The following is a 22,991-nucleotide window of genomic DNA, read 5'->3' as shown; positions in this document are numbered from 1 at the left end:
CATGGCGCCGCCGCGCATCGAAAAGATCATTACCGCGCTCGATGTCGGGTCGTGGAAGGTGTGCGCGCTGATTGCCGGGCAGACCGCCGACGGCCAGCTCCATGTGCTCGGCACGGGCCAGCGCGAAAGCCGCGGCGTCCAGCGCGGCTATGTCGCCGACATGGAGCAGACCGAGCATATCGTGCGCGAGGCGATCGAGCAGGCCGAGCGGATCGCGGGCCTCAATATCGACGACGTGTGGGTCGCCTTTTCGGCGGGCGGTCTGATCAGCGACGTCGCGCCGATCGAAAGCGAGCTCGGCGGGCACCGGATCGAAAAGGAGGATGTCGACGACCTGCTCGCCGCGGGCCGCGCCGGCATCGATCCCGAAGGCCGCATGATCCTCCACGCGCAGCCCGCGCTCTACACGCTCGACGGACTTAACGGGGTGAAGAACCCCATCGGGCTCCACGCCGACCGGCTCGGCGTCGATATCCACATCATCATGGCCGACGGCGCGCCGGTGCGAAACCTCGAGGCCGCGGTGCGGCAGGCGCATCTCGACGTCAACGCGGTCGTCGCCTCGCCGATCGCGGCGGGGCTGGCCTGCCTGTCGGACGAGGAACGCGATCTCGGCGTCGCGCTCGTCGAACTCGGCGCAGCGGTCACCACTGTCTCGCTCTATGCCGGTGGTATGCTCGTCGAGATGGCATCGCTGCCCTTCGGCGCCAGCGATATCACCGACGATATCGCGTCGGCCTTCGGCATCCGCCGCAGCCAGGCGCAGCGGCTCCAGAGCTTCTACGGTTCGGCATCGGCCAGCCCGCGCGACAATAACGAGATCATCGAGCTCGAACCCGGCGCGCCGACGAATGGCGATTCCCCGCGCATCACCCGCGCGCAGCTCGTGTCGGTGATCCGCCAGCGGCTCGACGCGATGATGGGGGAGATTGGCCGGACGCTGAAGGACCTGCATTTCGTCGGCCCGATCGGGCGCCAGGTCGTGCTCGTCGGCGGCGGTGCCGACCTGAAAGGGATCGCCGATTACACGCAGGTCGCGCTCGGCCGCGCCGCGCGCGTCGGGCGACCGCGCGGCTTGCACGGCTTGCCCGATGCGCATAGCGGCCCCGCTTTCGCGACGCTCGCGGGTCTGGTTCTCTATGCCGCGTCGGACCCGGTCGATCTTCGCGATCTGCCGATGATGGCGCAGGATGTGTACAAGCCGGCCGGTACCTCGATCCTCCATCGGTTGATGGCCGCACTGAAAAGCAGTTTTTGAATGACACGCGACGAAAAGGTTAATTTTTTGGGTGATTCCCACGTCACAATAGTGCAATGCGGATGCAGAAAACCGGGCGGACGGACTACCGCCCGGTCGGGTCGCAAGGTTGGGGAAGCGGCACCTGTCCGCCGCTGCAGGGAGACTATTTGATGAGCATCAATATTGGCCCGCCGCAGGTCGATGAGCTGAAGCCGCGCATCGCGGTGATCGGCGTCGGCGGCGCGGGCGGCAATGCCATCGCAAACATGATCGCGGCACGCGTCGAGGGCGTCGATTTCGTCGTCGCCAACACCGACGCACAGGCGCTGAACGCTTCGCCGGCCGAACGGCGCATCCAGCTGGGGACGCAGATCACCCAGGGGCTGGGCGCAGGTTCGCGGCCCGAGGTCGGCCGCGCGGCCGCCGAGGAAAGCATCGCGCAGGTCGAAGAGGCGCTGAACGGCGCGCATATGTGCTTCGTCGCGGCCGGCATGGGCGGCGGCACCGGCACCGGCGCGGCGCCGGTCATCGCCAAGGCGGCGCGCGACCGCGGCATCCTGACCGTCGGCGTCGTGACCAAGCCCTTCACCTTCGAAGGCAACCGCCGGATGCGTTCGGCCGAAGCCGGCATCGCCGAGCTTCAGGACCATGTCGACACGCTGATCGTCATCCCGAACCAGAATCTCTTCCTCGTCGCCAACCCGAACACGACCTTCAAGGAAGCGTTCACGATGGCCGACGAAGTGCTCCAGCAGGGCGTGCGCGGCATCACGGACCTGATGGTCATGCCCGGCCTCATCAACCTCGACTTTGCCGACGTGCGCAGCGTGATGCGCGAAATGGGCAAGGCGATGATGGGCACCGGCGAAGCCGAAGGCGACGGCCGTGCGCTCGAAGCCGCGCAGAAAGCCATCGCCAATCCGCTGCTCGACGGCGTGTCGATGGCGGGCGCGAAGGGCGTCATCATCTCGATCACCGGCGGCGAGGACATGCGCCTGATGGAAGTCGACGAAGCCGCGAACCATATTCGCGAGCTGGTCGATCCCGACGCCAACATCATCTGGGGCAGCGCCTTCAACGACAATCTCGACGGCAAGATCCGCGTGTCGGTGGTCGCCACCGGCATCGACGGCAGCGGCGAAGCGGCAACACCGGCATCGCCCGCGGCGCGCAGCTTCTCCTTCGCCCCCGCGCGTGCGGCAGCGCCCGCGCCGGTGGCCGAAGAGGTTGTCGCACCCGTGGCCGAAGAAGAGCCTTTCGTCGCAGCTCCGGCACCCGAAAGCCATGATCCGGCTCCCGGCTTCTCGCTCGGCGATACGCCCGAGCCCGAGGCTCCGGTTGCCGAAGAAGAGCCGATGGAATTGTCGCAGGTCGCCGCGACCTATGACGATACGGCCGACGAACTCGTGCTCGGTGCGCCCGAAGCACCGGTTGCCGATTATCGCTCGGCTCCCGCTGCGGAACCTGCACCGGCGGACGAATCGCCCGCGCGGTCGGTTGGCGGCGGCACCCTGTTCGAACGCATGTCGCGGCTGTCGCGGGGCGCATCGGCGCCCGAAAGCGATGACGGCGGCAAGGAAGACGGGGTCGATATCCCGCGCTTCCTCGGGCGTCAGAACAACCAGTAACAGGGTATCGGGCGGCCGCCCGCCGGGCACGGCAGGCCGGGAATCGGGATGATTTGCCCATGCGGCAAGTGAAAATGACGGCGAAGCCGGCGCGCGCGCGATATATGGCCTGCGCGCTCGGCGCGCTGTTGCTCTCGGGCACCGGACTGGCGCCCGTACAGGCGATGCAGGCGACGCCGCCCGACGCGGCGACGAAGGCCGCGATGCAAAAGCGGACGGCGGCGCGCACCTTGCTGTCGTCGTCGCTCGCGCGGATCGCGTCGAACAACAGCGACACCTCCGCGCTGCTCGATGCCGGCCGCGCGTCGATCGACCTGGAGGATTATCGCGCCGCGGTGGGTTTCCTCGTTCGCGCCGAACAGGCGAACCCGCGCGACGGCGCGGTCAAGGCCGCGCTGGGATCGGCGATGGTCCACATGGAAAACCCGACGCGCGCGCTCGACTATTTCGGCGAAGCGCAATTGCTCGGCGCCTCCGAGCGACTGTTCCTCGCCGACCGCGGCCTCGCGCGCGACCTGCTCGGCCAGCAGGATGCGGCGCAGCGCGACTACCAGCTCGCCTTGTCGATTTCCCCCAACGACGAACTGACACGCCGTTACGCGCTGTCGCTCGGGATCAGCGGCGACGCCGACCGCGCGATCGCGATGCTGACGCCGCAGCTGCGCGCACAGGATCGCAGCGCATGGCGGCTGCGTGCGATGATCCTCGCGATGAACGGGCGCGACGGGGAGGCGACCGAGATCGTCAATGCGACGATGCCGCCCGCGATGGCGCAGAATATCCTGCCCTATCTGACCCAGATGGACCGGCTCAATCCGGCGCAACAGGCGGCCGCCGCGCATTTTGGTCGCTTCCCGAACGGACAGCTCGGCCCCAAACGCAAGCCGGTGCAGGTCGCCGCCGCCGTGCCGCCGCCACCGCCGCCCGCCGCGACGGGGAAGCGCCCGGCCACCAGCGGCAAGCGGCAAGTGATCACTTGGGCGACGCCTGCACCCACACCCGCACCCGCGACGCGCAAACCCGATCCGGCGCCGGTGACGCGCCCGCCGGTTGCTGCCGCGAGCACACCCGCACCATCAGCGGCGACGCCGCCACCGCCGAGCACCGCAGCCGCAGGCCCGCCGGTGCTCCAGTCACCATTCCGGCAGACGATTCGCACGGCGGTTTCGCCTCCGCCGGCTTCGCCGCAGCCCGGCACGCCAGCTCCCACTCCGGCGCCCGTTACTGCGACCCAAGCGACCCCCGAACCGATCGGCGCTGCCGTCGACGCGAGCAAGGGCCCGGTCGGTCCGGGCTTTTCGATCGCCGACATGGGCCGCTCGTCCGCCGCTGTCCCGGCCCCCGCGCCGTCACCCGTCGCGATCGCGCCCGCTCCGTCCGCTCCGCCGCCTGAAAGCGTAGCAGCCGCTGCTGCGCCGGCTGCCGTCGCCGCGGCCCCGCTTGCATCGCTTGCCGACATCGTGGGGTCGATCGAAATCCCCGCCGAGGAACTGGCGCGGCCCGACAATGCGATCGGTGCCGACACGCTGGCGAAACTGCTCGACGACAAGCGCAAGGCCGAGGCAGCCGAGGCCGCGAAGCGCGAGAAGGACGCCGCGGCGGCGAAGCTCAAGGCCGAAGCCGACGCCAAGGCGAAGGAAGAAGCTGCCGAGAAAAAGGCCAATCCCGCGCGCCTCTGGGTACAGGTCGCGACCGGCGCCAATGCGAAAGCGCTCGCGACCGACTTCGGCAAGTTCGCAAAGAAAAGCCCCGCCATCTTCAAGGGCAAGGCGGGCGCGACAACCGAATGGGGCAAGACCCGCCGCCTCCTCGTCGGCCCGTTCAAGGATCGCAAGGCCGCGCAGGACTGGCTTGCCGACTACAAGAAGGCGGGCGGCGACGGCTTCCTCTTCAACAGCGAGGCGGGCCAGTCCGTCGATCCGGTCAAGTGAGCGTTGCTGACTGTGCCAGCGATCCCGGGCGCAGCCGCGGGCGGCGTTATGACGAGCCCGGCCGTGTCGTACGCGGGCCGCGCGACGATTTCCAGCGCGACCGCGACCGCATCATCCATTCGATCGCCTTTCGTCGCCTGCGCCACAAGACGCAGGTGTTCGTCGCGCCCGACGGCGACCATTATCGCGTCCGCCTGACCCACAGCATCGAGGTTGCGCAGATCGGCCGCGGCATCGCGCGCGCGCTCGGGCTCAACGAGGACCTCACCGAGGCGTTGTGCCTTGCGCACGACATCGGGCACCCGCCTTTCGGCCATGCGGGCGAGGATGCGCTGAAGGCGGCGATGGCGGCGCATGGCGGTTTCGACCATAATGGCCATACGCTGCGCACATTGGCGCGGCTCGAATGTCCCTATCCGCGCTTCGACGGGCTCAACCTGACCTGGGAAACGCTGGAGGGGCTCGCCAAGCACAACGGGCCGGTGACGAACCCCGGCTGGGCGCTTGCCGAAATCGACGGCGATTTTTCGCTCGACCTCGGCAGCCATGCCAGCCTCGAGGCGCAGATCGCGGCGGTCGCCGACGATATCGCCTATGATAATCACGATATCGACGACGGGCTGCGCGCGGGTCTGCTCGACCTCGACCAGTTGATGGAACAGCCCTTCGTTGCCGCCAATTATCGCGCGGTCGAGGGACGCTTTCCGGGGGCGCCGCGCGACCGGCTGCTGCGCGAACTGGTCCGCGACCAGATCGGCGTGATGGTCAACGACGTGATCGCCGCGACCACGGCCCATGTCGCCGATGCCGGTGTGGCGAGCGTCGAGGGGGTCCGGGCGGCCGGCCGTGCGCTTGGCGGCTTTTCGGCGGGCCTCGCGGCGGAAGAGCGCGAGCTCAAGCGCTTCATGTACGCCAATCTTTACCATCACCCCGAACAGGTCGCCGCCGCCGAAGGGGCGAATCAGGTCGTCGGGCGGCTGTTCGCGGCCTACGCCGACGATCCGCGCCTGATGGGCGCGGACTGGTCCGCGCGCCTGCCGCAGGAAAATTGCGCGACAGTGCGCCATATCGGTGATTATATCGCCGGCATGACCGACCGCTTCGCCATCGACCGCTATGCGGATATCTTCGGGCGCGACGCGGTGCCCGACGCGCTGGCGCATGCCTGACGTGCTGATCGTCGGCGCGACGGGGCTCGTCGGGCGCGCGGTGATCGACCATTTCGGTTCCCATCCCGTCACCGTGCTTGCGCGCCGCGAAATCGAGGGGCTGGCGGCGCATCACAAGCAACTGGTCGCGCCCTCGGACGGCTGGGGCGATATCATCGCCGCCGAAGGGCCCGCGGTCCTCATCGCCTGCCTCGGCACGACGATCCGGCAGGCGGGATCGCAGGCCGCCTTTCGCGCCGTCGATCATGATCTCGTCCTCGCGGCGGCACGCGGGGCAAGGGCGGGCAGCACGCCGCACATGATTTCGGTCAGCTCGGTCGGCGCTGCTGCAAAAAGCTCCAATTTCTACCTTCGTACCAAGGGCGAGACCGAAGACGACCTGCGCGCGCTCGGCTTCGACCGGCTCGACCTGATCCGCCCCGGCCTGCTGCGCGGTGACCGGCCGGGCCCGCAGCGGTTGGGCGAGGGATTGGCGACGATCGCGGCACCGCTGACCGACGCGCTGCTCCACGGATCGTTTCGCCGCTACCGCTCGATTTCGGGCGATACGGTCGCGGCAGCGATTGTATCGCTCGCGCGGCAGGGCGGTTCGGGCGTGCATATCCACGAAAACGACGCAATCCGCGCGCTGGCCGATTGACTCCGTAAAGGGGCAGCGCCAAGGCTCGCAGCGTCTGTCGGGCCTCTCACAAGAGATTCGACCGGCCGCGCGGGAGAGCGTGAGGGCAGGGCAACCGGCGCCTCACCACCGAAGGAGCAACCGCCCCGGAAACTCTCAGGTCAAACGGACCGCGCAGGCTGGAACGGACACTCTGGAAAGCGTTCCGGTCGTTTCGCCGGAACCACCGAAGGGGTAACTCTGTCTTTTGATGGAGGAAAACTCTCAGGTTCCCGTGACAGAGGGGGCATGGCGAAGGGCGCGGCGATGGGTCGCGCCTATGCCGTGCAACCGCGGGAGACTGGCATGACCGACACGGAATTCACAGGCGACGAAGCGGCCATCGAGACCGCGACGCTGCCGCTCGACGCCTGGCACCGCGCGAAGGGTGGCCGGATGGTCGAATTCGCCGGCTACTGGATGCCGATCCAGTATGAAGGCATCATGGCCGAACATCTGTGGGTCCGCGAAAACGCCGGCCTGTTCGACGTCAGCCATATGGGACAGCTGGCGCTCTCGGGCGACAATGTCGCCGAGGCGCTCGAAACGCTCGTTCCCGGCGACATCTCGGCGCTCAAGCCCGGCCGGATGCGCTATTCGCTGCTGCTGGGCGAAGACGGCGGCATCCTCGACGATCTGATGATCACCAACGAGGGCGACCAGTACGGCATCGTCGTCAACGGCGCGGTGAAGTGGGAAGATATCGGCCACCTCCGCGAAAATCTGCCCGATAACATCACGCTCAATCACAACGAGGATTATGGCCTGCTCGCGCTGCAGGGGCCGAAGGCGGTCGATGCGCTGACGCGGCTGGTGCCCGAGGCGGCGACCCTCGTCTTCATGCAGGCGGCCCGCGCGACCTGGCAGGGGCATGCGATCGCGCTCAGCCGCTCGGGCTACACCGGTGAGGACGGGTTCGAGATTTCGCTGCCCAACGAAGCGCTGACCGCCTTCGCCGACGCGCTCTGCGCGATGGAGGAAGTGAAGCCGATCGGGCTCGGCGCGCGCGATTCGCTACGGCTCGAGGCGGGCCTGCCGCTCTACGGCCACGACCTCACCCCCGCGATCGACCCCGCCGAAGCCGACCTCGGCTTTGCGATCAGCAAACGCCGCCGCGCGGAAGAGAATTTCCCGGGCGCCGCACGCATCCTCGGCCATCTCGAAGACGGCCCGCCGCAGAAGCGCGTCGGGCTGCTCGTCGATGGAAAATTGCCGGTGCGCGAAGGCGCGAAGCTGTTCGACGGCGAGGACGAGATTGGCGTCGTGACCTCGGGCGGGTTCGCGCCGAGCGTCGGCGCGCCGATCGCGATGGGTTATGTCCCCACGGGCCTGTCGGCGCCCGGCACCGCGGTCGCTGCCGAAGTGCGCGGCAAGCGCGTGCCTTGCACCGTCGCCGCCATGCCCTTCGTTCCGCATAATTATATTCGTAAAACAGGAGGTTGACTGATGCCGCGTTATTTTACCGAAGAGCATGAGTGGATCGACGTCGACGGCGACGTCGCGACGGTCGGCATCACCGACTTCGCGCAGGGCCAGCTTGGCGACATCGTGTTCGTCGAGGTTCCCGACACCGGCGCCGAGCTCAGCAAGGGCGGCGACGCCGCGGTCGTCGAATCGGTGAAGGCGGCAAGCGACGTCTACGCCCCCGTCGACGGCACCGTGACCGAAGGCAACGGCCAGCTCGAGGAAGACCCCGCGCTCGTCAATTCGGATCCCGAAGGCGAAGGCTGGTTCTTCCGCATGACGCTGGCCGACAAGGGCCAGCTCGACGGCCTGATGGACGCTGCCGCGTACAAGGTCTTCTGCGACACCCTGTAACCGATCGCCCCTCCCGCGGGCGGGAGGGGGAGGGATGAGATGAGCGATACCGCGCTGACCCATTGCCGCCTGATGGTGGCGACACCCATCTATGAGGGCGCGCAGGGCACCTATGTCCGCGCGGCGCTCGACCTTGCGCTGCGCGCGCAGGCGATGGGCGTGGCGGTGCGGTTCGAATTCATCCTCTACCAGCCGTCGATCACGCGTGCGCGCAACATGCTCGCCGCGATGTTCCTCGCGAGCGACTGCACGCACATGCTGTTCGTCGATGCGGACATCGATTTCTCGCCCGACGACGTCTTTTCGATGGTGCGCGCGATGGACGCGCATCCCGAAGTCGGCATCCTCGGCGGCGCCTATCCGCGGCGAATGGTCAATTGGCGGAACGTCGCGCGCGCCGTCGAGCTGGGGCTTGCAAGGGATAATCCCGCCGATCTTGCGCGCTATGCGGGCGAATTCGCGCTGCATTTCCTGCACCCCGACCAAAGCTTCAAGATGACCGACCTCGTCGAACTGTCGCGGCTCGGAACGGCGATGATGCTGATCCGCCGCGACGTGCTCAAGGGCGTGCACGCCGCCTTGCCCGAGCTGGTTTTCCGGCCCGATCCGGCCGAGCGGCAGGCGCATGGCGTCGGTGAGCTCGAACCCGCTTTTTTCTGCCCGCTCATCGAACCCGAAAGCCAGGCGCTGCTTTCGGACGATTATGCCTTTTGCCGCCGGGCCCGCGATGCGGGCTTCCGTATCTGGCTCGCCCCATGGGTCCGGACAACCCATGCGGGGCCGACCGTCTTTTCGGGCACACTCGCCGACACCGCGCAGCTTTTTTCTTCAAATCCAGCTTCTTCTCCGGAGTAGTTCATGCGTTATCTCCCCCTGACTTCCGATGATCGCGTCGCGATGCTCGCGACCATCGGCGCATCGTCGATCGACGACCTGTTCGTCGATGTCCCCGCCGAGGCCCGCCTCGATGGTCCGATCGCCGGCCTGCCGAACCATGCGAGCGAACTCGCGGTCGAGCGCCACATGGGCGCGCTCGCACGCCGCAGCCGCGCGGCGGGCGAAGGTCCCTTTTTCCTCGGCGCCGGCGCCTATCGCCACCATGTGCCCGCCAGCGTCGATCATCTGATCCAGCGCGGCGAATTCCTGACCGCCTACACACCGTACCAGCCCGAAATCGCGCAGGGCACGCTGCAGATGCTGTTCGAATTCCAGAGCCAGGTCGCGCGGCTGCTCGGCACCGACGTCGCCAATGCGTCGATGTACGACGGTTCGACCGCCTGCTGGGAAGCGATCGTCATGGCGCGCCGCATCACCAAGCGGGCAAAGGCGTTGCTGTCGACCGGCCTCCATCCGCATTACCGCAGCGTCGCGCGCACGATGGCCAAATATACCGGCGATATACTCGTCGACGGCGACCCCAGCCTCGAGCCCGGCACCGACTGGGCGGCGCTTGGCGAGAGCATCGACAAGGACACGAGCTGCGTCGTCGTCCAATATCCCGATATCCTCGGCCGCATCGACGATATGACGAAGCTCGCCGAAGCGTGTCAGGCCTCGGGGGTGCTGCTGATCGCGGTGGTGACCGAACCCGTCGCGCTCGGCCTCATCAAGTCGCCCGGCGAAATGGGCGCCGACATCGTCGTGGGCGAGGGGCAGTCGCTCGGCGTCGGGCTCCAGTTCGGCGGTCCTTACGTCGGCCTTTTCGCGTGCAAGACCAAATATGTGCGCCAGATGCCCGGACGCCTCTGCGGCGAGACGGTCGACGCTAACGGCAAGCGCGGTTTCGTTCTGACGCTCTCGACGCGCGAACAGCATATCCGCCGCGAAAAGGCGACGAGCAATATCTGCACCAATTCAGGTCTTTGCGCGCTGGCTTTCAGTATCCACATGACTTTGCTCGGCGAAGCGGGCCTGCGCCAGCTCGCCGCGATCAACCACAGCCGCGCAAAGGCGGCAGCGGCAGAACTGGCGAAGGTCCCCGGCGTGTCGGTGCTGAACGACAGCTTCTTCAATGAATTCACGCTGCTGCTCCCGACCGCGGCGCGGCCGGTGATCCACAAGCTTGCGGAGAAGGATATCCTCGGCGGCGTCTCGCTCGGCCGTCTCTATCCCGACAACACAGGCCTCGAAAACGGCCTTGTCGTCGCCGTAACCGAAACCGTGACCGAGGTGGATATTTCCGCCTTCGCCGCAGCCCTGAAGGAGGTGCTGGCATGACCGCGCTCAACCGCGCCGGCTGGCGCCCCGAAATGAATGTCGCCGGCGGCGCCGACGACAATGTCACCTTCACCGGCAATCGCGCGCTGATGCTCGAAGAGCCGTTGATCTTCGAGATTGGCGGCAGCGAGACGACGGGGGTCGACTTCGACGAAGCCGCGCCTGCCGCCGACCTCGGCGCGCTCGCGCGCACCGCGCCGATCGGCCTGCCGGGACTCAGCGAATCCGAAACGGTGCGCCACTATACGCGCCTCAGCCGCCAGAATTACGCGATCGACCTTGGCCTGTTCCCGCTCGGCAGCTGCACGATGAAGCACAACCCGCGCCTCAACGAAAAGGTCGCGCGGATGCCGGGCTTTGCCGACGTCCACCCGCTCCAGCCGCAGGAAACGGTGCAGGGCGCCTATGCGGTGATCCACGAGCTCGCCGAATGGCTGATCACGCTTACCGGTATGGACAGCGTCGCGATGTCGCCCAAGGCGGGCGCGCATGGCGAGCTTTGCGGCATCCTGTGCATCAAGGCGGCGCTCGAAGCGCGCGGCGAAGACCGCCGCGTGATCCTCGTCCCCGAAAGCGCGCACGGCACCAACCCCGCGACCGCGGCCTTCGCGGGCTTCACCGTCGAGGATATTCCGGCGACCGAGGAAGGCCGCGTCAACCTCGAAGCGCTGAAGGCGCGCCTCGGACCCGACGTTGCGGGGGTGATGATCACCAACCCCAACACCTGCGGCCTGTTCGAGCGCGACATGAAGGCGATCTCGGACGCGGTCCACGCCGCGGGCGGTTACGTCTATTGCGACGGCGCCAACTTCAACGCGATCGTCGGCCGCGTGCGCCCCGGCGACCTCGGCGTCGACGCGATGCACATCAACCTGCACAAGACCTTCTCGACGCCGCACGGCGGCGGCGGCCCCGGCTCGGGTCCGGTGGTGCTGTCCGAAGCGCTCACCCCCTTCGCGCCCTTGCCCTTCGTGACGAAGCAGGGCGACAGTTTCCGCCTGATCGAGGAAGAAAATGCGGGGGAGGATCATCCGCAGACCTTCGGCCGCATGACCGCCTTCCACGGCCAGATGGGCATGTTCACGCGCGCGCTGACCTATATCCTCAGCCACGGCGCCGACGGCCTCAAACAGGTCGCCGAGGATGCGGTGCTCAACGCCAACTATGTGCTGCGCAGCCTGACCGACGTGCTCGATGCGCCCTTCGCGGTGTCGGGCCCGTGCATGCACGAGGCGCTGTTCAGTGACAAAGGCCTCGCCGAGGGCTTCTCGACGCTCGACATCGCCAAGGGGCTGATCGACGAGGGCTATCACCCGATGACGGTCTATTTCCCGCTCGTCGTCCACGGCGCGATGCTCGTCGAGCCGACCGAGACCGAATCGAAAGCGGTGCTCGATCAGTTCATCGGGGCGCTGCGCAGCATCGCGCTGCGCGCGAAGAACGGCGACCCGGCGCTCAAGACAGCGCCGCACTTCGCGCCGCGCGCGCGGCTCGACGAGACGCTCGCGGCGCGCAAGCCCGTGCTCGCCTGGGAGGGGTGATGGCAGACCCGGCGCCCGGCCCCGAACGCACCGAAGCGCGCTCCGGCGCGGGGTGCGTCGCGGCCGGCGCGCTGTTCGCGATCGTCGCGATCCTCGGCTGGCTCATCGCGATCACTGCCTATGGGCTGGTCGTCGAGCAATGGGAGATGATCGCGGTCCGCCGCGAGTTCAGCTACGACTGGGCGTTCGTCTACGCGCCGCTGTTCGCGATCGGGCTGGGGCTGGCGGTCGCTTTCTTTGTCTCGCAGCGTGCGTCGGCGGCGCGAATGACCTTGCTGATCACCGTCACCGGCGCCATTGCCCTGCTTGCCGGGGTCGTGCTGTTCGGGCTCGGCGGACTGATCTGACGGGGCGGGGGAGCATGCGATGAGCTGGGACACGATCTTTCTGTTGGCCAATTACTGGGCCTTTGCGGGCTGGATCGCGCTCGCCTTCCTCCCGCGCGGCCCGAAAACTCTCGCCGCGATCCTCTACGCGGGCGTCTTCCTGCTCTGCCTCGCCTATACGATCCTGATCGTCGGTTTCTTGACCGGCGGCATCGACCCCGGCGGCGCGAGCGGTGCCGACTTCACGACGCTGAAGGGCGTGATGAAGCTGTTCGACAGCCCCGGCGGGGCGACGATGGGGTGGATCCATTATCTGGCGTTCGACCTGTTCACCGGCATGTGGATCGCGCGCGATGCCGATCAGAAGGGGTTCAGCCGGATCGTCCAGTTTCCCTTCCTGTTCCTGACCCTGATGGTCGGCCCGGTCGGGCTCTTCGCCTGGCTGATCGTGCGCGAACGCCGCGCGCGGGCACAGGCAAAGGGCAAGTGACGGCGCAGCCGTGGACGCCGGGCGACGGCGATCCGGCCGACAAGCGCCACGCCCCCGCAACCTTGCGCAACCGCGACGCGATCGCTGCGGTGCTGGCCGACTGGCTACCCGAAACCGGCACGGTGCTGGAGGTCGCGAGCGGATCGGGCGAGCATGTCGTCCACTTCGCCGCCGCCTTTCCGCATCTGGACTGGCAACCGAGCGATCCCGATCCGGCCGGCCTGACCTCGATCGCGGCGTATCGCGCCGAAGCCGGTCTTGCGAATATCGCGCCGCCCCGCGCGCTCGATGCGTCGGCACCCGAATGGCCCATTGACCGCGCCGATGCGGTCCTCTGCATCAACATGGTGCACATCAGCCCTTGGGAAGCGACGCTGGGCCTGTTCGACGGCGCGGCGCGGCTGCTCGCCGCGGGCGCGCCGCTGATCCTCTATGGCCCGTACATCGAACCCGATGTGCCCACGGCGACAAGCAACCTGGCCTTCGACGCCAGCCTGCGCGTGCGCGATCCGGCGTGGGGGTTGCGCGACACCGATATGGTCAAAGCCGCCGCCGTCGATGCGGGTCTTGCCTTCGCCGAACGCCGCGCGATGCCCGCGAACAACCTGATGCTGCTGTTCCGCCGCACCTGACGTCCCTGACAGGATCGACGATCGGCGCTTTACCTCGCGGGTACAGTCGCTAGCTTTCCCCCAATTGCGCGCAAAAGACGCGATTCGAGGAGAGAGAGCCGATGGGCCGCGATGTTTCGGAGCTGTTTACGTTCGACGAATTCCTGACCCATTGGGCGGGCGAGCGTCCCGACCGCGTCGGGCTGCGCGAAGAAGGGCGCGTCTACAGCTATGCCGAACTCGACGACCGGACCGCGCGCGCGGCATCGGCGCTGATCGCGGCGGGGCTGAAGAAGGGCGACCGGATCGCTTGGGTCGGCAAGAACAGCGACCTCTATTTCACCCTCTTCTATGGCGCCGCACGCGCCGGCATCGTGATGGCGCCGATCGGCTGGCGCCTGTCGCCGGCCGAATGGGCCTTCATCGTCAACGATACCGAGGCGAAGATCGTCTTTGCCGGACCGGGGTTCGAGGGTCTGGCGGATCAGCTTTCCGGCAAGCTGAAGCACAACCCGGCGATCGTCGGCGCGGCCGACGCATGGGCGATGATCGACGGCGCGACGCGCGTGGCCTTCGAACCCTCGGGGGCGAACGACGCGGTGCTCCAGCTTTATACCTCGGGGACGACAGGCAATCCCAAGGGTGCGGTGCTGTCGAACCAGAATCTGTTCGCACTCCGCAAACATTCGAACACGCTCGATCTGCCCTACACCAAATGGGAGGATGACGAGGCCGTACTGGTCGCGATGCCGTGCGCGCATATCGGCGGCACCGGGCTCGGCATCATGGCGCTTGCGGCGGGGCTGCCCGGCGTGGTGCTCGCCGAATTCAATCCCGACGGGGTGTTCGACGCGGTCGAGCAGCATGGGGTCACGCGCTTTTTCATGGTCCCCGCGGCGCTCCAGATGCTGCTGATGCACCCGCGCTGCGCCAGTGTCGATTACAGCCGCCTCAAATATATCCTCTACGGCGCCGCGCCGATCCCGCTCGAACTGCTGCGCCAGTGCATCAAGGTGTTCGGCGCGCAGTTCATCCAGGCCTATGGCATGACCGAAACGACGGGTACCATCTCGATGCTGCCGCCCGAGGATCATGACCCCGAAGGCAATGCGCGGATGCGTTCGGCGGGCAAGGCGCTCCCGGGGGTCGAAATTGTCATCCTCGGACCCGACGGCCAATCCGTCGCGACGGGCGAGGTGGGCGAGGTCGTGACGCGCTCATCGAACAATATGCTCGGTTACTGGAACCTGCCCGACGCGACGGCGAAGACGATGACCGACGACGGCTGGATCCGCACCGGCGACGCGGGCTATCTCGACGCCGACGGCTATTTGTTCATCCACGACCGGATGAAGGACATGATCATCACCGGCGGCGAAAATGTCTATCCGGCCGAGGTCGAAAGCGCGATCTTCGGCCATCCCGCGGTGCAGGAAGTCGCGGTCATCGGTATCCCCGACGCCAAATGGGGCGAGACGGTGAAGGCGGTCGTCGTTGCCAAACCCGGCACGACGGTCGAGGAATCCGATATCATCGCCTGGGCGCGCGAGCGCATCGCTCCCTTCAAATGCCCGCGCAGCATCGACCTGATCGACGCGCTGCCGCGCAACGCCAGCGGCAAGATCCTGCGCAAGGACCTGCGCGCGCCCTATTGGGAGGGTTATGAGCGGATGGTGAATTGAGGGCGGTTCCGACCGCTCGCGAACCGTGAGAATGTGAAAGCCAACCCATCCGGCGCGGCATAAATTCACCCCACATCCGGCCTTTCGCGCGACCTACACCCCTGAAAGGCCGATGCGTTTTCCTCGTTGGCGTTGCCATGCACGAGGAACATGGGGGGGCTCCATCGGATGGTGGAGCCCTTTTTTGTTGTCCGAAAGCCGGGGCGTTCGGCCTCAAGTCGGCGGGACGGCGCTCGCAATTTCGGCAACGACCCAATCGCGGAACCGCTGCATCGCGTCGCTCTCGCCGCGCGACATAAGGCGGGTGAGCCAGTAGCGGCCCGCGTCGATCGTGATCGCAAAGGGCTGGACGAGCGTCTCGGCCGCGAGTTCGCGTGCGAACATCGACGGCGGCGCGAGCGCGACGCCAAGGCCCGCGGCTGCTGCCGAAGCCATCAACGCCGAGCTGTCGAAAACCGGGCCGCGCAACACCGGCGCTGGTACTGCCGCAGCGCCGAACCACAGCGCCCATTCGTCGGCGCGATACGAACGGAGAAGGCGCTCGTGGACGAGATCCGCAGGCGTCTTGAGCCGCGCCGCGATCGCGGGCGCGCAAACCGGCGCCATCGGCGCGGCGAGCAGCGGCTCGGCATGCGTGCCGTGCCACGCGCCGTCGCCGAAGCGGATCGCATAATCGAGTGCCTCGCCGGCGAGGTCGACGCGATTGTTGTTCGTCGAGATGCGCAGGTCGATCGTGGGATGCGCGCGCGCGAAGCCATCGAGGCGCGGGAGCAGCCAGCCGGTCGCGAAGGTGCCGACGACGCCGACCTTGAGCGCTTCGCGAAAGCGGCCATCGGCATATTGGTCGAGCGTCGCGGCGACGCGGTCGAACGCGTCGGCGACCACGGGGACGAGCGCGTGCCCCTCGTCGGTGAGTGCGAGCCCGCGCGGCAGGCGGTGGAACAGGCGCGTTCCGAGCCGGCGTTCGAGCTGCGCGACCTGATGGCTGACCGCGCCCTGGCTGACGCACAGCTCGATCGCAGCCCGCGTGAAATTGAGGTGGCGCGCCGCGGCTTCGAAGGCGCGGAGGGCGTTTAACGGGAGCTGGGCGCGGTCCATGGCTTACCATCAATTATTCTCATGGCTTTGTCGAGAAATCATGCTTTGTCGCAGCGTGCGTGCATGGGCATTCCGGCGGCGAAGGGAGACAAATATGATCGAAGCAATCAGCCTGCTCGCATGGCTCGCCGCGGTGAGCGGGGCACCGGTTTCGACGGACGACCCGCTGACGCGGCCGATGGCGGTCGAGCGTGCGAAAGAGTGGCTTGCGCCGCAGCCGCCGGAGAAGATTTTCGGGACGAGCTATCTCGTCGGGTTCGGCGGGCTGAGCGTCGCGCTGATCGACACGGGCGCGGGGCTCGTGCTCGTCGACGGCGCGTTGCCGCAGGCGGCGCCCGCGATCCTTGCCAATGTCCGCAAGCTCGGTTTCGACCCCAAAGACATCAAATTTATTCTGAGCACCGAACCGCATTACGACCATGGCGGCGGGCTTGCCGCACTGGCGCGCGACACCGGCGCGACGGTCGTTGCGAGCGAGCGTGGCGCCGAGGGATTGCGCGCGGGTGCGTTGGCGAAGGACGATCCGCAGCTCGCCTATGGCGGCAGCTGGCCCGCGGTGACGCGGCTGCGTGTGATGAAGGATGGCGAGGTGCTGAAGCTGGGCAAGATCGCGATCGCCGCGGTCGCGACCCCGGGGCATACGATGGGCAGCATGAGCTGGCGCTGGCAGGCGTGCGAAGGAAAGACGTGCAAGGCGATCGTTTTCGCGTCGAGCCTCAATCCGGTGTCGGCGGACGATTATCGCTACACCGCGCCGGCGAGCGCGCCGATCGTCGAGGGGTTCGCGGCGAGTTATCGCAAGATGGATGCCATGCCCTGCGACGTGCTGATCTCGGCGCATCCCGACAATGCGGGTCCCGGCCGTTATAACGACGCGCCCGGCGCCTGCCGCGCCTATGCCGACCGGTCGCGCAAATTGCTCGCGAAACGGCTGGCCGACGAGAAGGCCGGCGCGAAGTAGTGTTCATTATCCGCGCCTTTTCAACCTTGTAAGCCCCCGTAATCACGCTAGGATCGCCCCGGTTCCAGACGCGGCGACGGGGGCTTGCACATGTTGAAAACGGGCGTTTTCCTTGGCCTTTTGGCGATGGGCATGGATGTTTCGATGCCGCCGCCGCGATTTGCCCCAGACGGACAGCCGACCCGCACGCTGCTGGGTTGGATGCCGGGCGAAGTGCAGTGCGACGGCGCGCAGGTCGGCCATGTCATGCTGCGCCGCCCGCTGGGCGAACTGGGCTTTGGCGTGCCGACCAAGGCGCCGTCGATTTCCTTTACGTTCGAGATCGATGCTGCGGGACGGCCGCTGTCGATCGCGCGCGATAACGGGGCGTCGACAGGCTTTTCCGGCGATGCCGCTCCGGCGCTCGCTGCAAGCCGTTTCGCGGCAGGCGCACGCAAGAATTGCCGCATCGCCTATGTCGCGCATGCCGTGCCGCTCGGCGACGCTCCGATCGAGGATCTGGTGTCCTATTCGATCACGCCGACCTCGGGACGGCTGCCGAAGGAGGGATGGGACCGGATCAAGGCCGGGGGCGATTGCACCGCCGCGCCGTATCCGCAGCCGCTGCTGCGCGCGTTCCCGGATTTCGACAAGCTGCCCGGCACCCCGGGGGTCAGGGACTGGTCGCTCGTCGCCTATGACACCGACGGGAAAGGCGCGCCGGTGGGGCTGAAGACGCTGTTCGGCACCGGCAACAAGGCGCTCGACGCGGCGGCGCGCAAGGCGGTCGGGGATTCGCGTTTCACGGGCGGGGCGCGGACGGGCTGCCGCTATCCTTATTGGAAGGCGCCCGAAATACTCGCCGCGCCGCCGGCCCCCGCCGAGGAAAGTGCGCGCCCCGCGGGCAGCAATTGTCCCGCAAAGACGCGCTGGAACCGGCCGCTGGCGACGCAATTCCTCGAACCATGGCGGCGCCGCTCGATCGAGGGCTGGGCGATCGTCACTTATGACATCGCGCCTTGGGGCGGCGTCGGCAACGTCAAGATCGTCGCGGCGCAGCCCGCCGCCGACTTCGGCCATGCCGCGCAGACGATCGTGCAGAATGCCAGCGCCGCGCCGTCGCCGCAGGGCGCGACGGGCTGCGTCGAGACGGTTCGTTTCGCGATGGGGCGCCGCACCGCGCCCGCGATGATCGAAGAGCCGGGCGGGGTCGAGATTTTCTGACACCCGTCAGGGTCGGCTAGGCGGTTCCTAAGGCGTCACGATGGGGCGGATTATCAGTCCGCGACCACCAGGCAGGCCTGTCCGCTCTTGCTCACGGCGGCGCAGAAGCTCTCGGCCTCGCCCTTGTTCGCAAAATCGCCGGCCTGGAGGCGCGTGAGCTTGCCGCTCTTTACCAGATAGGGCTGGCGACCGGCAAAGGCGGCGTTTTTCTTTTCGAGCGTAGCCCAGAGGTTGCGGGCGTTCGCCTCGACGCCAAAGGCGCCGAGCTGCGCGCGCCAGGGGCTTGCGGTGCCGCTGTGGACGCGAACCGGTGCGGGCGTCGCCGCCGCAACGGCGGTGGCCTTTGCGGGTGCGGCTTTGGGTTCGGCTGGCTTGGGCGCGGGCTTCGCTGGCTCGGGCTTCGGGGGGAGCTTGCCGCTTTCGGGCGGCGCGGCATAGGTGGTACCCGGCTGGCCGGTCGCGGCGACGGCGTCGGCGGTCGCTTCGGCGGCCGCCGCGGCTGCGGCGCTCGCGGCGGGAGACGACGGCACCGCGACGCTGCGGACCGGTTCGGGCGCGGGCTTCGCTACCGGCGGTGTATCGATCACCGGCGGCGGAGTGTAGCTGGTACCGGGCGCCGAAGCGGGCAGGCTCGCGACCTTCACGGGGGAGGCCGGGGCGGGCTTGGCGGCGGCGGGCGGCGCGGCGGCGTTCACTGCGGCGAGGCGCGCGCGCTGTTCGCCCTTTTCGATCTCGGGGATCATCGCAAGCCCGCGCTGGCGCTGGTCGAGCGGGATCAGATTGTCGAGCTGCGCAAGGCGTGCCGAGGCGATTCCGAGCCCCGCATCGCTCGCACGCTTGGTCAGCGCATAGGCGCGCGGCCAGTCTTTCGCCGCAAGATCGCCGTTGAAGTGCGCGGTGCCGAGCACATATTGCGCGCGCGGTTCGCCGCGCGACGCCGAAGCGAGGATGAAGGGCATCGCCTCTTGGCGCCGGTTCGCGGTGAAGAGCACGAGGCCGAGATTATCCTCCGCCTGCAAATGCCCCTGTTTCGCGGCGCGGCGATACCATGCTTCGGCCTGCGCCATGTCGGCGGGCACGCCGCGCCCCAGCTTGTACGCCTGGCCGAGGTTGAATTGCGCATCGGCATCGCCCGCGAGCGCGAGCGGACGCCATTCGGCTACCGCGGCCTGGTAATTGCCCGCCTGCCAGGCATCGACGCCTTCCTTGACGTCGGCATGGGCGGGCGCCGCGAGCATCGATACCGCGATCAGCGGCGACGCCAGCAGGGCGATGGTGCGGAATGAACGCATCTTATTCTCCAATGACTTGCGACGTCCATGGCGGCCGCAGTCCCCGGATGCTTCATAGCGCCAATTGGCTAACACCGCGTTAGCGACAAAAGCGGACGCCGCGAACCTGATCCGTTTTGGGACAAGTCCATATTAGGCAGCTGTTTACCATAAGTGCGAGGGAGTCGTTCACTCTCTTTTTATCATCGTTAACCCAATTTTAGCGCCCCGCATGGCATCCCTTCGCCGAATATTGGATTTTCCGAGGGGGTAACGCAGTGCGCGTATTGGCATTGGCTTCACAGAAGGGCGGGTCGGGTAAGACGACGCTGTCGGGGCACCTCGCGGTGCAGGCGCAGCTTGCGGGCGCAGGTCCGGTCGTTCTGATCGACATCGATCCGCAGGGCTCGCTCGCCGATTGGTGGAACGAGCGCGAAACCGATCTTCCGGCGTTCGCCCAGACCACCGTCGCACGGCTTGCCTCCGACCTCGAAATCCTGCGGCAGCAAGGCTTCAAGCTCGCGGTTATCGATACGCCGCCGGCGATCACCATGGCGATCCAGAGCGTGATTTCGGTAGCCGAACTGATCGTCGTCCCAACGCGCCCCAGCCCGCACGACCTGCGCGCCGTCGGCGCCACCGTTGACCTCTGCGAACGTGCGGGCAAGCCGCTGGTGTTCGTCGTCAATGCCGCGACCCCCAAGGCGAAGATCACCAGCGAGGCCGCGGTCGCGCTGTCGCAGCATGGCACCGTCGCCCCCGTCACGCTGCACCACCGCACCGACTATGCCGCGTCGATGATCGACGGCCGCACGGTGATGGAGGTCGACCCGAACGGCCGCTCGGCCGACGAGATTCGCCAGCTCTGGACCTATATGAACGATCGCCTCGAAAAGAATTTCCGCCGCACCGTATTCGCCGCGCCGATCCCGACGCAGGGCAATTATGGCGCGGTCCGCCCGATGGGTGGTGGCTTCGGCCGCCGCATCGCTGGTCAGTGACGGGAGCGGGAACCATGGGCGAACCCAAACCCCTCGCATCGCTGAGCGCAGGCCTCCTTGCCCGCAAGGGCGGCGCGCGTCCTGCCATGCGCCGCCAGCCGCTCGGCAGCGGTCCGGCCCCCCTCAACAGCGGTGGTTACGACGACCTCGGCTGGAACGACATGGGCTATGATGTCGATCCCGACCAGTCGGCCGAACCCGCGCGGATGCTCGACCTGAAGCCGCTGCTGACCGGTTCGGTGCTGGCGCATAATGTCGAGGCCGAACATGCGGTCGACGACGGCGCCGGTCACGAATTCCCGGCAGGGCTTTCGGATGATTTCAACGGTCTGACCGACGATTACGGCGCCGACCAGTTCGAAGCCGAAGCACCCGAAGTCCCCGAAATCGTCCGCCAGCAGGAATCGCTGATCGAACGCGTCGCCGCGGTGGCGCGCAAGGTCGAGGCGCGTCCCGCGCCGAAGCCGAAGAAGGAAAAGGCGCCGCGCGCGCTGCGTGCCCGTGAAAAGGCGGCCTTCACGCTGCGCCTCGACGCCGAACGCCACCTGCGCCTGCGTCTTGCGAGCGCGGTGACCAACCGGTCGTCGCAGGTCATCCTCACCGATTTGCTCGACGAATATCTGTCGTCGCTGCCCGAAATCGACGCGATGGCGAGCCGCCTGCCGGCGGCGCGCCCGCCGCGCCAGGCGCAGCGCTAAAGAAAAAGAGGGGGAATCGTCATGAACCGCAAGATGCTGATGAACCTGGCCGTTTCGGGTTTTGTCCTGAGCGTGGCCACCGGATGCAGCGGCATGGGCAAGATGGCCGACGCGCCATCGCGCGCCGCCGGCAAGCCAGCGATCGCCGCCAAATCGGCCGACCAGGCCCGCGCGGCGCTCGAAGCGGGCAAGGCCAGCAAGGCCGTCGGCCTCGCCGAAGCCGCGGTGGCGGGCAGTCCCCGCGATGCGGGCTACCGCGCACTCCTCGGGCAGGCGTATCTGAACCATGGCCGCTTTGCGTCGGCAACCGCCGCGCTGACCGAAGCGGTCGAACTCGGCGCGACCGACAGCAACACGATCCTTTCGCTGACGCTCGCGCAGATCGCGCAGGGCAAGAATGCCGACGCGGTCGCGCTCCTCACCCAGCACCGCGACACGGTGCCGGCGTCGGACATCGGCCTCGCCCTCGCGCTTGCAGGCGACAGCGAAGGTGCGATCTACGTGCTGAGCGAGGCCGCACGCGCCGAAGGCGCCAGCGCGCGCACGCGGCAGAATCTTGCACTCGCCTTCGCCCTTTCGGGGCGCTGGGCGCAGGCGCGTATCCTGGCATCGCAGGACCTGTCCGCGGCGAAACTCGAAGCCCGGATGGCCGAATGGTCGAAACTGGCCGAACAGCCCAGCGCGCAGATCCGCGTCGCGAGCCTGATCGGGACGAAAGCGCAGCAGGATGCCGGTATGCCGGTGCGCCTCGCGCTCAGCAATTTCGGTGAAACGCAGATGGCTGCAGTCGCGCCCGCGGTCGAATTCGCGAGCGCCGACCCGGCGCCTGTCGCCGCCTATGCGCCGCCGCCGCCCGTTCTGGCCGACGCGGGCGGCGCGATCCGCAGCGTCGAGCTTCCGATGCCCGAACGTGGCGCCGATGGCGTCGTGCCGGTGACCGAACTGCCGCAGCCGAAACCCGCGGGCGAAGTCATCCTCGCCGATGCGGCGCCCTACCGTGCCGCACCGCGCGTCGCGGGCGAGGGGCGTATCCGGCCGGCGCAGAAACAGGCGCTCGAACTCGCGACGGTGCTGATCCCGAAGGCGATGGGTTTCGATGCGAAGAAGCCGAACGGCTGGGCCGTGCAACTCGGCGCCTATGACAGCCTCGGTATCGCCAAGGAAAAATGGAGCACGCTGAAGAAGCGGAACGGGGTTCTCGCGAATTTCCCGGCGTCCAGCCATGCCGCGACGGTGAACGGCCGCAATTTCTATCGCCTGACGGTGAACGGCCTCGCGACGCGCGCCGACGCGACGAGCCTGTGCAACCAGCTCAAGGCGCAGGGGCAGACCTGCTTCATCCGCGCGATGGGGGGCAGCGAAAGCATCCAGTGGGCCGCGAAGGGCAGCCCGCTGCGCCTCGCTTCGCGCTAAGACAGTTTTACGAAATATGGGGGGAGGGGCGTGGT

At 67.5% G+C, this 22,991-nt stretch carries 21 protein-coding genes and 2 riboswitches; of the genes, 19 read left to right on the top strand and 2 right to left on the bottom strand.

The features are described from left to right. Position 1 precedes the first annotated feature (1 nt). The 14 genes from ftsA to ACIPPQ_RS09510 all read left to right on the top strand — a co-directional run bounded on the left by ftsA (position 2) and on the right by ACIPPQ_RS09510 (position 15,311). Positions 2–1,258, top strand: coding sequence for a cell division protein FtsA (ftsA, locus tag ACIPPQ_RS09575; RefSeq protein WP_327457459.1), 1,257 nt, complete (start codon positions 2–4; stop codon positions 1,256–1,258). 152 nt (positions 1,259–1,410) lie between these two features. Beyond that, the gene (ftsZ, locus tag ACIPPQ_RS09570) at positions 1,411–2,868 is read left to right on the top strand and encodes a cell division protein FtsZ (protein WP_446543877.1); all 1,458 of its coding nucleotides are present in this window, start codon (positions 1,411–1,413) and stop codon (positions 2,866–2,868) included. Between the two features lie 74 nt (positions 2,869–2,942). After that, complete coding sequence (locus ACIPPQ_RS09565; RefSeq protein WP_446543876.1) at positions 2,943–4,799, top strand: tetratricopeptide repeat protein; 1,857 nt, start codon at positions 2,943–2,945, stop codon at positions 4,797–4,799. Further along, positions 4,796–5,968 carry a deoxyguanosinetriphosphate triphosphohydrolase gene (locus tag ACIPPQ_RS09560; RefSeq protein ID WP_446543875.1) on the top strand — a complete coding sequence of 391 codons (1,173 nt, stop codon included), beginning with the start codon at positions 4,796–4,798 and terminating at the stop codon, positions 5,966–5,968. The genes ACIPPQ_RS09565 and ACIPPQ_RS09560 overlap by 4 nt, the downstream gene beginning before the upstream one ends. Then, positions 5,961–6,608: an NAD-dependent dehydratase gene (locus ACIPPQ_RS09555; protein WP_446543874.1), complete on the top strand. Its 648-nt coding sequence runs from the start codon at positions 5,961–5,963 to the stop codon at positions 6,606–6,608. Before ACIPPQ_RS09560 ends, ACIPPQ_RS09555 begins: the two co-directional genes overlap by 8 nt. A gap of 60 nt (positions 6,609–6,668) precedes the next feature. Further along, a riboswitch (glycine riboswitch) is annotated at positions 6,669–6,770 on the top strand. Further along, a riboswitch (glycine riboswitch) is annotated at positions 6,771–6,878 on the top strand. It abuts the riboswitch before it with no gap. A gap of 54 nt (positions 6,879–6,932) precedes the next feature. Next, positions 6,933–8,069, top strand: a complete 1,137-nt coding sequence (gene gcvT / locus ACIPPQ_RS09550; protein WP_446543873.1) for a glycine cleavage system aminomethyltransferase GcvT — start codon at positions 6,933–6,935, stop codon at positions 8,067–8,069. A 3-nt stretch (positions 8,070–8,072) separates the two neighbouring features. After that, positions 8,073–8,444, top strand: coding sequence for a glycine cleavage system protein GcvH (gene gcvH / locus ACIPPQ_RS09545; protein WP_446543872.1), 372 nt, complete (start codon positions 8,073–8,075; stop codon positions 8,442–8,444). Between the two features lie 39 nt (positions 8,445–8,483). Then, positions 8,484–9,299: a glycosyltransferase gene (locus tag ACIPPQ_RS09540; protein WP_446543871.1), complete on the top strand. Its 816-nt coding sequence runs from the start codon at positions 8,484–8,486 to the stop codon at positions 9,297–9,299. 3 nt (positions 9,300–9,302) lie between these two features. Next, the gene (gene gcvPA / locus ACIPPQ_RS09535) at positions 9,303–10,661 is read left to right on the top strand and encodes an aminomethyl-transferring glycine dehydrogenase subunit GcvPA (protein ID WP_446543870.1); all 1,359 of its coding nucleotides are present in this window, start codon (positions 9,303–9,305) and stop codon (positions 10,659–10,661) included. A gap of 32 nt (positions 10,662–10,693) precedes the next feature. Then, the gene (gene gcvPB / locus ACIPPQ_RS09530) at positions 10,694–12,202 is read left to right on the top strand and encodes an aminomethyl-transferring glycine dehydrogenase subunit GcvPB (protein WP_446543980.1); all 1,509 of its coding nucleotides are present in this window, start codon (positions 10,694–10,696) and stop codon (positions 12,200–12,202) included. Beyond that, positions 12,202–12,549, top strand: a complete 348-nt coding sequence (locus ACIPPQ_RS09525) for a hypothetical protein (protein WP_446543869.1) — start codon at positions 12,202–12,204, stop codon at positions 12,547–12,549. Before gcvPB ends, ACIPPQ_RS09525 begins: the two co-directional genes overlap by 1 nt. Positions 12,550–12,568: 19 nt before the next feature. Continuing rightward, positions 12,569–13,018 (top strand): ABA4-like family protein, encoded by a 450-nt coding sequence (locus ACIPPQ_RS09520; protein WP_446543868.1) that lies wholly within the window; start codon positions 12,569–12,571, stop codon positions 13,016–13,018. After that, a complete protein-coding gene (locus ACIPPQ_RS09515; protein WP_446543867.1) occupies positions 13,015–13,650 on the top strand; it encodes a DUF938 domain-containing protein in 636 nt (211 codons plus the stop codon). Before ACIPPQ_RS09520 ends, ACIPPQ_RS09515 begins: the two co-directional genes overlap by 4 nt. A 101-nt stretch (positions 13,651–13,751) precedes the next feature. After that, positions 13,752–15,311 carry a fatty acid--CoA ligase gene (locus tag ACIPPQ_RS09510; protein ID WP_446543866.1) on the top strand — a complete coding sequence of 520 codons (1,560 nt, stop codon included), beginning with the start codon at positions 13,752–13,754 and terminating at the stop codon, positions 15,309–15,311. A gap of 213 nt (positions 15,312–15,524) precedes the next feature. On the opposite strand, the gene ACIPPQ_RS09505 is transcribed toward ACIPPQ_RS09510, so the two are convergent. Then, a complete protein-coding gene (locus tag ACIPPQ_RS09505; protein WP_446543865.1) occupies positions 15,525–16,409 on the bottom strand; it encodes a LysR substrate-binding domain-containing protein in 885 nt (294 codons plus the stop codon). A gap of 94 nt (positions 16,410–16,503) precedes the next feature. On the opposite strand from ACIPPQ_RS09505, the gene bla reads away from it, so the two are divergent. Together bla and ACIPPQ_RS09495 are read left to right on the top strand one after the other, a co-directional pair. Then, positions 16,504–17,370, top strand: a complete 867-nt coding sequence (gene bla / locus ACIPPQ_RS09500; RefSeq protein ID WP_446543864.1) for a subclass B3 metallo-beta-lactamase — start codon at positions 16,504–16,506, stop codon at positions 17,368–17,370. A gap of 90 nt (positions 17,371–17,460) precedes the next feature. Then, positions 17,461–18,573, top strand: a complete 1,113-nt coding sequence (locus ACIPPQ_RS09495) for an energy transducer TonB family protein (RefSeq protein WP_446543863.1) — start codon at positions 17,461–17,463, stop codon at positions 18,571–18,573. A 53-nt stretch (positions 18,574–18,626) separates the two neighbouring features. Here the strand turns inward: ACIPPQ_RS09495 and ACIPPQ_RS09490 are convergent, their stop codons facing one another. After that, positions 18,627–19,865: an SPOR domain-containing protein gene (locus ACIPPQ_RS09490; protein ID WP_446543862.1), complete on the bottom strand. Its 1,239-nt coding sequence runs from the start codon at positions 19,863–19,865 to the stop codon at positions 18,627–18,629. Between the two features lie 257 nt (positions 19,866–20,122). Between ACIPPQ_RS09490 and ACIPPQ_RS09485 the strand changes: the two genes are divergently transcribed. The 3 genes from ACIPPQ_RS09485 to ACIPPQ_RS09475 are packed head-to-tail and all read left to right on the top strand — an operon-like array spanning position 20,123 to position 22,956. Continuing rightward, a complete protein-coding gene (locus tag ACIPPQ_RS09485) occupies positions 20,123–20,845 on the top strand; it encodes a ParA family protein (protein WP_293642937.1) in 723 nt (240 codons plus the stop codon). A gap of 14 nt (positions 20,846–20,859) precedes the next feature. Next, positions 20,860–21,543 carry a hypothetical protein gene (locus ACIPPQ_RS09480; protein ID WP_446543861.1) on the top strand — a complete coding sequence of 228 codons (684 nt, stop codon included), beginning with the start codon at positions 20,860–20,862 and terminating at the stop codon, positions 21,541–21,543. 21 nt (positions 21,544–21,564) lie between these two features. Continuing rightward, positions 21,565–22,956, top strand: a complete 1,392-nt coding sequence (locus tag ACIPPQ_RS09475; RefSeq protein ID WP_446543860.1) for an SPOR domain-containing protein — start codon at positions 21,565–21,567, stop codon at positions 22,954–22,956. Positions 22,957–22,991 lie beyond the last annotated feature (35 nt).

The organism is Sphingopyxis sp. LARHCG72 (genome assembly GCF_052871675.1).
This window is presented reverse-complemented; position numbering and strand designations above follow the sequence as displayed.